The sequence below is a fragment of the Intrasporangium sp. genome (genome assembly GCF_030452765.1).
GTDB lineage: Bacteria > Actinomycetota > Actinomycetes > Actinomycetales > Dermatophilaceae > Intrasporangium_A.
Map to the genome: position 1 here is coordinate 1 of NZ_JAKDLO010000136.1, position 12,749 is coordinate 12,749.

Here is a 12,749-nt window from a genome sequence, read left to right on the forward strand (position 1 = left end):
ATCGAGCGTGCAGCAGTCCCGATCGAGCGTGCAGCAGTCCCGATCGAGCGTGCAGCAGTCCCGATCGAGCGTGCAGTCACGCGGTGGCCCGGGCCAGCCGGGCGGCGGTGTCGCGCATCACCTCGATGAGTTCGGGTGGGTCGAGGACCTTGATGTCCCACGGCAGCGCGCCCAGGTGGAGGGCGATCCAGCGCAGGTCGTTGCCGCCTGCCTCGAGGATCGTGTGCCGTCGTCCGTCGGCCGTGAGAGTCCCCACCGAGGCCGGGATGACCTGCTCCACATCATGTCTGGGCGCAGTGATTCGAACCTTCGCGATGTGCTCGTAGCCAGACTGGGTGATGGACCGACGGACGTACTCGGCGGCATCCGGCGCCTCCCTCGGCCGGAAGCGCCATCCCCCGGTCCGTACGAGACTCACTCGGTCGAGTCGGAAGGTCCGCCAGTCCTCCCGATCGAGGTCGTAGGCGAGCAGGTACCACCGGCGACCGGTCGCGACAAGGCGGTACGGCTCGACTCTTCGCTCACTCCGACCCCGGGGAGCACTGTAGGAGAAGGAGATCCGCTCGGTCTCCCGGACGGCGCGGGCGACCGTGAGCAGGATTGTCGCATCGACGCTCGGGGTCTGGCTGTCCAAGGTGACCGTCGAGCGATGGATCGCCTCGACCTGCGACCGGAGCCGGGCAGGCAGCACCTGGTCGAGCTTGGCCAGGGTCCGCACGGCTGCCTCGCCCAGGCCCTCGACGGTGCCTCCCGCTGCCAGCCGGAGGCAGACCGCCACGGCGATGGCCTCCTCGTCGTCGAGCAGCAACGGCGGCAGCCGGCGGCCCACCCCGAGCTGATAGCCGCCACCGGCACCATGCTCGGCACGCACCGGATAGCCGAGCTCGCGGAGCCGCTCGACGTCTCGACGCACACTCCGGGTCGTCACCCCGAGCCGTTCAGCGAGCTCGGTGCCGCTCCACGTGGGACGAGACTGGAGCAGGTCGAGCAACCGCAGGATCCGTGCGGTCGGCCCGATCGTCGATGTCGGCATGTCATCCAGTATCCCGGACAGTGCGGACAGTATCTGTCCTATATGGGTGTCACACTCGTTCCATGACAACGACAACGGAGACGACACCAGCAACAACCACTCGCGACCTGATGGTCGAGCAGCTCGACTGGCACTGGACGCACCAGTTGCGCGCGCGGCTCGAGGGCCTCGCCGACGACGAGTACCTGTGGGAGCCGACCCCGGGCGCGTGGAACGTACACCCACGGGGTGGCACCGGCACGACTGAGTTCCAAGGCGGTTCGGGAGAGTTCACCATCGACTGGGCCCACCCCGAGCCACGACCGGCCCCCGTCACGACGATCGCCTGGCGTCTCGCGCACGTCATCGTCGGAGTGCTCGGTGCCCGGACGCACAGCCACTTCGGTGGTCCGGAGGCCGACTACCTGACGTGGGACTACTCCGGAACCGCCCAAGGGGCCCTCACACAGCTCGACGAGGCGTATGCCGCTTGGCTCGCGGGGGTGCGGACCTGGAGGGATGCGGACCTGCTCAAGCCGTGCGGCCCGGCCGAGGGGCCATGGCAGGACACGGCGCGTGGCGTGCTCGTGCTGCACATCAACCGCGAGGTCATCCACCACGGCGCGGAGATCGCCCTGCTGCGCGACCTCTGGGCCCACGGCAACGACTGAAAGCAGGCAACTGCACTCTCGATCCCAAGAACTGCACTCTCGATGTGCGCGGGAACCGATCGAGAGTGCGGCAATCCCAATCGACAGTGCAGCAATCCCAATCGACAGTGCAGCAATCCCGATCGACAGTGCACCCTAAGGAACAGGCATGCCAGCGCAAGTCCCACCCGTTGCCGACGAGCGCGACGGCCTCATCGCCTACCTCGACCAGCAGCGCGAGGCCTTCGCCTCGGCGTCGTACGGTCTGACCGAGGACCAGGTCCGGCTCGCACCGACGGCAGGCGCGCTGACGATGGGCGGCGTCATCAAGCACGTCGCGACCTGCGAGCGAAGCTGGATGGACCGGGTCCTGGCCGCGCCCCATCCTCCCGCCCCGGACAGCCGACCCGCACAGGAGCGCGCGGCGGCATACGGCAGCGACTTCATCGTCACGGAGGGCGACACACTCGAGTCCCTCCTCGCCCAGCTGGGCGAGATCGGTGACCACACGCGGGAGGTCCTTCGCACCGCCGACCTCGACGCACCCGTCCCCGTGCCGCGAGACGCCCCGTGGTTCCCCAAGGACCTCGACGCGTGGTCGGTCCGCTGGGTCGTCCTGCACCTCATCGAGGAGATTGCCCGCCACGCCGGCCACGCCGACATCATCCGCGAGTCGATCGACGGCGCGACGATGTACGAGCTCCTCGCCGGACGCGAGGGCTGGCCCGAGACACCGTGGCTCAAGCCCTGGCAGCCAGGCGAGTCCAGCCGGGAGAGGTGAAGGGCCCTCAGAAGTATGAGTTCCAAGGGCCCTTCTGTTTGATCGGTCGTGGTGACGCTTCCGATCGACTTCCCGGTTGTTCCGATCCCACTCGCCTCGTCACCCGGCGTGTGTGGTGGGTTGCCCCACCATTTGGACCCTCGCATCCGAGTTGTCCCGCTCTTCCCGGAGGAAGTGCGTGGACTATTTGTACCTCGCAATCGGTTGGCGCGCAAGGGGGTTCGGCAAGAAGTTTGCTGTCCACAGGAGCGCGGCGTGTCATCCACCGCAGGCAATCGGTTCTCCACATGGAGACGTCGGTTGTCCCCATGTTGTTCCCATGTTTCCCAGAGGGCGGCTCATCACCACGGTTGGGGCAGGGAGAGCTGCACGCTCGAACGGGAGAGCTGCACGCTCGAACGGGAGAGCTGCACGCTCGAACGGGAGGACTGCACTCTCGACGAAGACACGTGCACTGTCGATGGGGATGGGAAGGGCGTCAGTCGTAGTGGGGCGGGCGCTGCTCTCTCAGCCACTGCTCACGCGCCGTGCCGTCGTCTCGACCCTCATCCCACCCGAGGTCGAGGTCGTCCTGGGTCGGCCCGTACCCCTCGGCCTTGCTCATCGATGCCGCCGCGCCGGTGCCCTTGCGGAATACCCGGCGCCGCTTGCGGCCCGCCGTCGCCGAGGTTGCCGTGGGCTCCGACTCCGGCCGAGAGTGGCCCTCACCGTCCGGGTCCTCACCGTCTGGGGCCCTGTCATCGACGAGGCTGTTTCCCCCGACACCGTCGACGAGCCGGGGGAGGTCTCCCTGCGAGCCTCTCGAGCGTGGCGCGAACGGCTGGTCCTTGGCCATCGACACGATCCGGGAGATCTCTCGGGCCGGGTCGCGGAAGAGGTCGGTGGACCACACCCGGACGTGGCGCCATCCGAGACGGCCGAGCTGCTCGGCGCGGAGCCGGTCGCGCTCGCGCGTGCTGCGGTGAGCGGCATACGCCGGGCCGTCGCTCTCCACCGCGAGCAGGCCGCGACCACGGTGATAGGGGTCTTCGACGGCGAGGTCGATCCGCTGGGAACCGGAGCCGAGGCTCTCGTGCACGGTCAGACCGGCCCGGCGCAGGCGTTCGGCCAGGTCGTGCCGCAGCGGATCCGGGGCAGGGGCCGCTGCACCGGCCGCTACGCCGACGACCGCACCGCCGGACTCGGCATAGGCGAGGAAATCGCGCAGCATGTTCGTTCCCCGAGACTTCAGCCGGGCCGGATCGAGGTCGGCCGCGCGCAGCGCTGACACGACCGTCATCCGTCGGCGGGCCCGGGTCATCGCGACATTGAGGCGCCGCTCGCCCCCCTCGACGTTCAGGGGCCCGAACCGGTGCAGGACCCGGCCGTGCGGCGTCTTGCCATATCCGATCGACAGGATGATCGCATCGCGCTCGTCGCCCTGCACGCGTTCGAGGTTCTTGACGAAGAAGCGCTCGTCCCGGTCGTCCGAGAAGAATGCCGCCAGATCGGGCTCGTCACGCAGGGCCGCCGTCACCGCCTCCTCGAGGCGCAGGGCGTGGGTGATCCCCAGCGCGATGACGCCGAGCGTCTCGTCGGGCCGCGTCCGGGCATGCTCGAGGACGAGCTCGACGACCCGGTCGACCTCGGACTGGGTGGTCTCGATGGACTGGACGCCGTGCTGGACCGTCGCCTGCCCGTCGACCGGCTCGAAGCAGACGGCGGAGGAGAGCGACGTGCCGGGGAAGGTCGTCAAAGTGCCGTCGTACATCGCCTCGTTGGCGAAGGCGATGAGCCGCTCGTCCCGAGACCGGTAGTGCCAGGTCAGCTGCCGGGTCGGCAGCGCGGCCGCAAGGACGTCGAGGATCGACTCGAAACCGTCGGTGAGCACCTCTTGGCCGGGGGTGGGCTCGTCGTCGGACACGACGGTGAAGAAGTTCGTCGGGGGCAGCTGCCGCTCGTCGCCGGCAACGACGACCTGTCGCCCTCGGGAGATCGCCGACACGGCCTGGGCAGGCTGGATCTGCGACGCCTCGTCGAAGATGACGACGTCGAACAGGCGACCCGGTGGGAGCGTCGAGGCGACGACGAGCGGGCTCATCGCCCAGCACGGCTTGATCGCGGTCAGGGTGCGGCCCGCCTGCGGTACGAGGTCGCGCAACGCCTTGTGCCGGCGTGATCGGCCGGCCTCGGCCCGCACGAGTGCCTCGTGCGCCGGGTTGTCCGAGATCACCTCCCGAACGTTGCGGGCGACCGCACTGCGGACCCGCTCGACGGTGGCCGCGAGGTGGGCGTGGTCGGCCGCGACGTACTCGTCGACCGCGCGACGCAGCCCGGCGCCGTCATGCGCTCCGTAGTCGGGGTCGCGGACGGTGATGTCCTGTGCAAGCGAGGCCCACCACACGTGTTCGACCTCCGCCGGGACCCCCTCGGCAGCCACCCCCCGGGCGGCGAGGTCATCGATGACGGCACCGAGCCCAGCGGCACGAACCTCGTCGAGCGCACCCGTGACGTTGGGCAGTGCGGCCAGCCGCTCCGGGCGGGCAGCCAAGGCAGCCAGGCGTTCGCGCAGGTCGGCCAGCGGCATCCCCAGCAGATCCGTCGGCTCTCCCGGCGAGGCGGCGTTGCTGGCCGAGAGGCTCCCGACCTCGGCCGGGGCCCCATCCGGGGCTCCACCTCGGGCCAGTCCGGGGGCGAGTCGGGACGTCAGCCAGTCGAGGTCGGCGACGACTCGCTCGAGCAGCTCGGTCCCCTCGTCGAGACGGGGCGAGATCTCCGGACGGCCGCCGCCTCCGACCAGAGCAGCCCAGTGGTCACGCTGCTCGTTCGCGGCGACGAGCTCCTCGTGCAGGTTGGCCGGTGGGCGCCCGGGACGCAGCAGCCGTTTGGTCTGGCGGGCCACGCGCCAGCGGGCCAGCCATCCCATCTGGGTGTCGTGCTCGAGGCGCCACTGGCGAGTGGCCGTCGCTGCGATCGGCTCGGTGAGCGGCACGTCGAACACCTGTGGCCGGAACACCTCGAGGGTATGCCGCACTCGCGTCATCGTCCCGAACGCCGACTGCCAGTCGGCGAACGAGTTGGCCTCGGGTACATGAGACTCCGAGAGGATGGCGTTCAGCTGGTCGGCGGTCTCGGCGAGCTCGGTGGCGCTGAGCCGGGTCGTGATGTCGAGGGCCCGCGCAGCGTCGCTGCTCGTCAGGATGCGAGCGCCGAACCACGGGTCGTCGCCGTCCGGTGTCCACGCACCGAGACCGGCGGCGTCGCGCAGCCGCCGACCGAGCTCGACCGCCCGCGTGCGGGTCAGGCCGAGGATGTCCGGCCCGGTCAGCCGCACGTGCGAGGTCGGCGCCGGGCGGCGGGTGGCCAGCTCGGTCATCGCCTCCTGGACCTCGTGCGCCGACACACCCCAGGGGTCACGGGTGCGGTGCAGCGCCTTCAGGTGCCGGACCAGCCGTGAGCGGCGGTCGCGCAGCGCATCAGCCGTGGGGTCGCTCGTCGGAGGCCGATGCTCGAGCGCGGCGTCGAGGCTCGCCACCAGAGCCTTGGCGATCGCGCGCCGGTTCGTCGTGCCGTCGTGTGCGTCCAGGACGAGCTCGCCCAGGCCGAGGCGCTCGAGCCGGGAGACGACCGCGTCGATGGCGGCGCGCTTCTCGGCCACGAAGAGCACGGACTTGCCCTCGGCCGCGAGCGCGGCGACGAGGTTGGCGATCGTCTGCGACTTGCCGGTGCCGGGCGGCCCCTTGATGACGAGATGGGCCCCGGCCCGGACCGCATCGATCGCGGCCTGCTGGGACGAGTCGGCGTCGAGGACCAGGTGCTCGCGCTCCGGGTCTGGGTCGGGGTCGCTCTCCGGGACCCGCAACCGGACCGCGGCCAGGGCCGACTCGTCCCCGGCCAAGGCCGCGACGACGTCATGGTCGGCCAGGGTCTCACCCTGCAGGGCGAGGTCGGCGACCATGGGCAGCTTGGCGTAGGAGAAGGTGCCGATGACGAGCCGCGGCGCGATGCCGAAGTCCGGGACGGCGGCGCACGCATGGGTGAGGGCGGCATACGACGGGTAGGGGTCGAACGTGTTGCCGACCTCCGCGAGGTCGGCAAGCGCCTCGGCGTCGATCTCGATCCCCTGCTCGGAGCGCAGGTACTCGCGCAGGACGGGGTTGAGCTCGGCCTCGGGGCCGAGCACGATCGCGAAGTCCTGCTGCGCGACCCCGGTCGGCCGCAGCACGCAGGTGCGCAGCAGGACCGGTGCGGCCGGGGGTCGCGCCGCCCGAGGCACGGTCCACGTGGCCATCCCGATGGCGACGAAGCCGGCCACGATGCCGCGCTCCTCCTGCAGCTCGAGCGTCTTGGCCCGGATCGCCCTGGCCCGGTGCCGTGCGTCCTCGAGCGCGCTCGACTCCCTGAACAGGTCGCTCAGGCGGGTCTGCTTGCCGGCCAGGAGCATCGAGACACCACCGGGGTGGGCCGTCGTGAGGTCCATCGTGCCGGCGGCGAGGTCGCGGTACCACAGCAGGGTGTTGCGTCCACCGAGGTCGACGAGCGTGCGCTGCCACAGCTTGACGGCGGCCGCCACGCGCTCGGCGCGGGGGTCGACCGAGGCCCTCGAGACGGTGGCCGTGCCGGCCGACGGGGCGTCAGTCATTGCTGCAGGTTAACAAGCGCTCCGCCGCCCGCCGCGGAGGTTGACCGGTATGCCGCTCAGCGCCTTCTCGGGGACCGTGCGGAAACCGCGCGGGGCGCGGCGGGGCGCTCAGCGGCGTACTGCTACTTGACGCTGCCGGCGGTCAGGCCGCCGACGAGGTGCTTCTCGATGACCGCAAAGAGGATGACGACCGGCACGACCGCGATGACCGAGGCTGCGAAGAGCTGGTCCCAGTGCTGCTCGTAGCCGGTGACGTACGACCGGAACCCGACGGTGAGCGGCTTCTTGTCGTCGTCGATCATGAGCGTCAGCGCGACGACATACTCGTTCCACGCGGCGATGAACGTGAAGATCGTCGCCGTGACGAGCCCGGGCAGAGTGAGCGGCAGCATGACGCGGCGCAACGTCTGCCACCTGGACGCCCCGTCGAGCGCGGCGGCCTCCTCGACCTCGAGCGGGATCGAGGAGAAGAAGCCGTGCAGGATCCAGATCGCGAAGGCCAGGTTGAACGCTGCGTTCGTCAGGATGAGTGCCGCGTACGTGTTGACCAGGTTGAGCTCGAAGAACTGGCGGTAGAGCCCGACGACGAGCGAGGTCGGCGCGAACATCTGCGTGACGAGGACCAGGAGCAGGAACGCGCCCCGCCCGGGGAACCGATGCCGGGACGTCATGTAGGCGGCCGGGATCGCGATGACGACGACGAGTGCCGTCGACCCGAGCGAGATGATCACCGACGTCCTGAGCCACGCGAGGAAACGCTCGTCGCCGAGGACCTGCGCATAGGTGTCCCACTGCCAGACCCGCGGCAGGATCGAGGGTGGGGTGGTCTTGACGTCGGTGCTCGTACGGAGCGAGTCGAGCACCATCACGATGTAGGGCGCGAGGAAGACGAACGCGAGGGCGGCGCCGGCGACCGCGAGCCAGACCCGGCGGGCGCGGCCGGGCTTCTTCGCGGCTGCCGTCGAGCTCGCTCCCGCTCCCGCCCGGCCCGGCCGCGCAGCAGAGGTCTCGGCGGTGGTGACGGTCACTTGGTGGCCTCCGCTCGGGCATTGATGATCTTCAGGTAGATCGCCACGACGATCAGGATGAGCACGACGTTGAAGATCCCGGCGGCGGCGGACATGCCGACGTCCTTCTCCTGGCTCTTGAAGGCGAGCTTGTACATGAAGGTGATCGTGGTGTCATGGGTGAAGCCGGGGTTGCGGTCGTTGAGCGTGTAGATGATCGGGAAGCTGTTGAAGACGTAGATGACGTTGAGCACCGTCGCGATCATGAGCGCCGGGCGGAGCAGAGGCAGGGTGATGAACCGGTACCGCTGCCACGGTCCCGCCCCGTCGACCCGGGATGCTTCCATGACGTCGGTCGGGATCGAGCCCAGCCCCGCGATGATGACGAAGACCGTGAACGGCAGGGAGACGAAGATGCCGACCACGACCATCGAGAACATCGTCCACGAGTCGTTGCCGAGGAAGTCGATCGGCGTGCTGATGACGTGCAGCCTCTGCAGGACGTGGTTGATGATCCCGTAGTTGTAGTCGTAAAGCAGGACGAACAGTTGGCTCGTCACGATGAGGCTCGCCGCCCAGGGGACGATGACGGCCCAGCGGACGAGTCTGCGCCCCGGGAACTCCTTGGAGAGGAACTGGGCGATCCCGAGGCTGATGAGGATCGTGAAGGCGACGACGGCGACGACCCAGATCACGGTGTTCGTCAGGACCGTCGGGAGGTCAGGGTGCTCGAGGACCTTGCTGTAGTTGCCCCATCCGGCGTCGCCGGTGCGCAGCCCGGTGATCGAGTACTCCCCGCGGGATGCCTGGAAGAGCTTGATCGCCGGGAAGAGGACGACGCCGAGGATCAGGACGAGCGCCGGCGCGAGCCAGAGCAGCGCGACGAGCGGGTGGACCCGCCCCACCTGTGCCCGGCGGCGCACCGGGACCGCGGGGCTGGCTGCGGTCCCGGTGTTGATGGTGCCCTGCGCCATCCGCGTCAGCCGCCGTTCTCGGCGGTCTGCTGCAGCTTGTCGAGCACCGCCTTCGGGTCGCTCGTCATCGCCGAGCCGAGGTTCTGCTGGACGGCGAGCTTGACCTTGTCCCACGTCGGGTCGTCGGTCGGGGTGAGCTGCGCGTTCGGCAGGGTGTCGAGGTAGACCTTGAGCTTCTCGTCGCTCTTGAACGCCTCGATGCCCGTCTTGGTCACCGGAAGGAAGCCCTCGGCCTTGATGAACGTGTTGACCTGGTCGGGCTGGTAGTACAGGTCGTAGAACGCCTTGAGCGCCTTGAGGTTGCTGTCACCTGGCTTCTTGAAGGCCATGAGGTAGTCGGTCACCCCCAGGGTCTTGCTCGCTGAGCCGTCGTTCGAAGGGAAGGGTGCGACGCCGTAGTCGACCTTCTTGTCCTGGTCCAGGGCTGCCGCGAGCGGGCTGAACCCGACGACCATGCCGGCCTTGCCCGACTTGAACAGGTCGAAGGCATCAGCACGGTTGGTGCGGGCCGGGTTGTGCTGGGTCAGTTTCTCGTCGGTCAGCTTCTTGAGGAAGGTCAGCGTCGCGACGTTCTGCGGCGAGTTGATCGTCCACTTGCCCTGGTCCTTCCACGTCCCCCCGTTGTTGAACATCCACATGGAGAACTCGCCCTGGGCCTCCTCGGGCCCGAGCGGAAGGGCGTAGCCGACCGTTCCGTTGCCCAGCGCCGTGAGCTTCTTGGCGTCGGCCTCGAGCTCGTCCCACGTCTTGGGCGGCTGGTTGATGCCGGCCTGCTTGAAGAGGGTCTTGTTGTAGAAGAACGCACGGGCACTGGACAGGTCGGGGAAGCCGTAGAACTTGCCCTCGTACGTGCCGTACTTGACGAACGTGTCGAGGATGTCGCTCTTGGCCGCGTCGGACAGCACCTGGTCCGAGTCGTAGAGCAGCCCGTCCTTGGCGTAGCTCGCGTAGGCGTTGAGGTTGAGGATGTCCGGGGCCTGGTTGTTCTGGATCATCGTCGAGCTCTGCTGGTCGATGTTGTCCCAGCTGACGATCTGGACGTCGAGCGTGTAGCCCGTCTTCTCCTTGTAGGTCTTGGCGAACGAGTCCCAGAAGGCCTTCGTGTGGTCCTTGGAGTACTCGGCCGCGACGAGCTTGATCGTCGTGGCCTGCGCGCCCCCGGTGCCGCCGTTGCCACCGGCGCTGCCGGCCCCGGTGCCGCCCCCGCAGGCGCCGAGCGCGAGCGCTGCCGCGGCCACGCCGGCGAGGACTGTGTACCTCGTCGTTGACTTCATCTCTCTCCTTGCTGCTTCGTCAGGACGGCACGGGAGCCCCCCATCCGTGCCGCTCTTCAAGATATGACGCCGACAAGCCGATGGCAAGACCATTCATGCACGGAAGAACGCTGACCCGATCACAATCGCGCAACGCTCATGCGGTCACACGGTATGGATCGTGATCCCGGCCGTGCGCAGGGCGGCGAGCTCGTCGGCCGGCGCGTCCGCGGTCGTGACCAGGTGGTCGATCCGGTCTGCCGGGCAGATCGAGGCGAAGGTGCGCTGCCCGAGCTTGTCCCCGGTTGCCACGCAGATGACCGTCCGGGACCGGGCGATCATCAGGCGGATGATGGCCGCCTCGTCCTCGAGCCGGCACGTGGCACCCTCGGCCGCGGTCAGCCCGTTGAGGCCGACGACCGCGGTGTCGAGCCAGAGCTGCTCGAGCACGAGCTGAGCCAGCGGTCCGGTCAGCTCATAGGACTCCGGGCGCGCGACCCCGCCGAGGGAGACGCACTGGACGTGCGGACGCAACACTGCCTCGCTCGCGATGTTGAGTGCGTTCGTCACGATCGTGAGCTGCCCTTGGCCGGCCAGGTCCTCACGAGCGGTGATCGCCCGGGCCGTCGCGGTCGTCGTCGTCCCGCCGTTGAGCCCCACCACCTGGCCGGCGCTGATCAGCCCGGCCGCGGCCGCGGCGATCCGGCGCCGGGCCGCGTCTGCCTGGCTGCTCCGGTAGCGGTAGGGCAGCTCGTAGGCGACCGACGTCGCGACGATCCCTCCGTGATGGCGCGTGACCAGCTGCCGCTTCGCGAGCTCGCCGAAGTCGCGGCGGATCGTCGCCTCGCTCACGCCGAGCAGATCCGCTGCCTCGCTCACGCCGAGCCGCCCGGAGGTGGCCAGCCGGTCGAGCATTGCCGACCAGCGTCCTGCTCGGTTGTGCGCAGCCTCGTGGGAGTTCTCGGTCACGAAGCGACTGTATCGCGCGAACGTGCGGTAGACATGTCTATCTTTGCTCACTTACACTGATAATCAGTCATAGACACTCACCATTGGCCACTCATCAACTGCCGAGCACGCGTCAACTTCAGACAACCAGTGAGGACCGCTCATGTCGACCGCCCGCCATCTCGCTCCCGAAATCTCGACCCAGCCGGACGACTGGGCCCGCGCAGTGGACCGGGTGGTCGACCTCGGCGAGGTGCTGCCGCAGACCGGGGAGAGGGTGGCGACCATCGGCTGCGGCACGTCGTGGTTCATGGGCCAGGCGTATGCAGCACGCCGCGAGTCGCTCGGCCTCGGTGAGACCGACGCCTTCGCCGCCTCGGAGCACCGACTGGCCCGAGGCTACGACCGGGTGGTGCTCATCAGCCGCTCCGGCACGACGACCGAGGTCATCGAGGTGCTCGACCGACTCACGGCCGCCGGCACCCCGACCGTCGCATTCGTCGCCACCGCCGGCACCCCGATCGCCGAGGCAGCCGACGGGCTCGTGCTGATGGATGACGTCGACGAGCAGTCCGTCGTGCAGACGCGCTTCGCGACGACCACTCTTGCGCTGCTGCGCGCCTCGCTCGGCGACGACCTCTCCCCCGCGATCGAGCAGGCCCGCGAGATCCTCGCCCAGGACGTCGAGACCGCGTTGGGGGCGGTCGCCGACGCCGAGCAGGTGACCTTCCTCGGTACCGACTGGACCAACGGGCTCGCCACCGAGGCGGCCCTCAAGCTGCGCGAGTCGGCGCAGTTCTGGTCCGAGTCCTACCCCGCGATGGAGTACCGCCACGGGCCGATCAGCATCGCCGCGCCCGGTCGCGCCGTGTGGGCCTTCGGCGACGTCCCGACGGGTCTGCCCGAGCAGGTGGCGGCGACCGGGGCGCACTTCGAGCATCGCGACGTCGATGCCCTGGCCGAACTGGTGCGCGTGCACCGGCTCTGCCTCGTCAAGGCCGAGCGCGCCGGGCTCGACCCCGACGCCCCGCGCAACCTGACGCGCAGCATCGTCCTGACCTGATCGATCGCGACCCAATCGCGACCCCCATCACATCGAGAGTGCACAACTTCAGATCGAGAGTGCACAACTTCAGATCGAGAGTGCACTTCTCGAGATCGAGAGTGCACTTCGCTTGGTCGAGAGTGCACTTCGCTTGGTCGAGGGTGCACAACTGGGGATCGAGAGTGCACTTCGCATGGTCGAGAGTGCACAACTGGGGATCGAGAGTGCACTTCGCTTGGTCGAGAGTGCACAACTTCAGATCGAGAGTGCACTTCTCGAGATCGAGAGTGCACAACTGGGGATCGAGAGTGCGCCAGTGCGACAACGCGGTTTGGTCGAAATGCGGCGCCCGCCTGGCCTTGACCCGTCGCGTAACGCCTTGCGTCGGAATAACCAAAGTTTTTGATGTCCTGACCGTGCGCGCCGTCCTGGACACCGGCACGTACCCCGCCGGAATC

Annotated in this window: 9 protein-coding genes; 3 read left to right on the forward strand and 6 right to left on the reverse strand. The window is 68.8% G+C overall.

The features are described from left to right. Positions 1-76 precede the first annotated feature (76 nt). Positions 77-1,033 carry a YafY family protein gene (locus L0H79_RS15740; RefSeq protein WP_301485578.1) on the reverse strand — a complete coding sequence of 319 codons (957 nt, stop codon included), beginning with the start codon at positions 1,031-1,033 and terminating at the stop codon, positions 77-79. Between the two features lie 62 nt (positions 1,034-1,095). On the opposite strand from L0H79_RS15740, the gene L0H79_RS15745 reads away from it, so the two are divergent. Together L0H79_RS15745 and L0H79_RS15750 are read left to right on the forward strand one after the other, a co-directional pair. After that, entirely contained in the window at positions 1,096-1,683 is a 588-nt protein-coding gene (locus tag L0H79_RS15745; RefSeq protein ID WP_301485579.1) for a DinB family protein, read from the forward strand. A 148-nt stretch (positions 1,684-1,831) separates the two neighbouring features. After that, complete coding sequence (locus tag L0H79_RS15750; protein ID WP_301485580.1) at positions 1,832-2,443, forward strand: DinB family protein; 612 nt, start codon at positions 1,832-1,834, stop codon at positions 2,441-2,443. A 478-nt stretch (positions 2,444-2,921) separates the two neighbouring features. Here L0H79_RS15750 and L0H79_RS15755 read toward each other — a convergent pair whose 3' ends face one another. The 5 genes from L0H79_RS15755 to L0H79_RS15775 all read right to left on the reverse strand — a co-directional run bounded on the left by L0H79_RS15755 (position 2,922) and on the right by L0H79_RS15775 (position 11,267). After that, positions 2,922-7,064, reverse strand: a complete 4,143-nt coding sequence (locus L0H79_RS15755) for an AAA domain-containing protein (RefSeq protein WP_301485581.1) — start codon at positions 7,062-7,064, stop codon at positions 2,922-2,924. Positions 7,065-7,186: 122 nt separating this feature from the next. Further along, positions 7,187-8,092 carry a carbohydrate ABC transporter permease gene (locus L0H79_RS15760; RefSeq protein ID WP_301485582.1) on the reverse strand — a complete coding sequence of 302 codons (906 nt, stop codon included), beginning with the start codon at positions 8,090-8,092 and terminating at the stop codon, positions 7,187-7,189. Next, positions 8,089-9,045, reverse strand: coding sequence for a carbohydrate ABC transporter permease (locus tag L0H79_RS15765; RefSeq protein ID WP_301485583.1), 957 nt, complete (start codon positions 9,043-9,045; stop codon positions 8,089-8,091). Before L0H79_RS15765 ends, L0H79_RS15760 begins: the two co-directional genes overlap by 4 nt. A gap of 5 nt (positions 9,046-9,050) precedes the next feature. Beyond that, positions 9,051-10,319 carry an extracellular solute-binding protein gene (locus tag L0H79_RS15770; protein WP_301485584.1) on the reverse strand — a complete coding sequence of 423 codons (1,269 nt, stop codon included), beginning with the start codon at positions 10,317-10,319 and terminating at the stop codon, positions 9,051-9,053. Positions 10,320-10,463: 144 nt separating this feature from the next. Beyond that, positions 10,464-11,267 (reverse strand): DeoR/GlpR family DNA-binding transcription regulator, encoded by an 804-nt coding sequence (locus L0H79_RS15775; protein WP_301485585.1) that lies wholly within the window; start codon positions 11,265-11,267, stop codon positions 10,464-10,466. Positions 11,268-11,409: 142 nt separating this feature from the next. Between L0H79_RS15775 and L0H79_RS15780 the strand changes: the two genes are divergently transcribed. After that, on the forward strand, positions 11,410-12,309 hold the full coding sequence (locus L0H79_RS15780) for an SIS domain-containing protein (protein WP_301485586.1): 900 nt from the start codon (positions 11,410-11,412) through the stop codon (positions 12,307-12,309). Positions 12,310-12,749 lie beyond the last annotated feature (440 nt).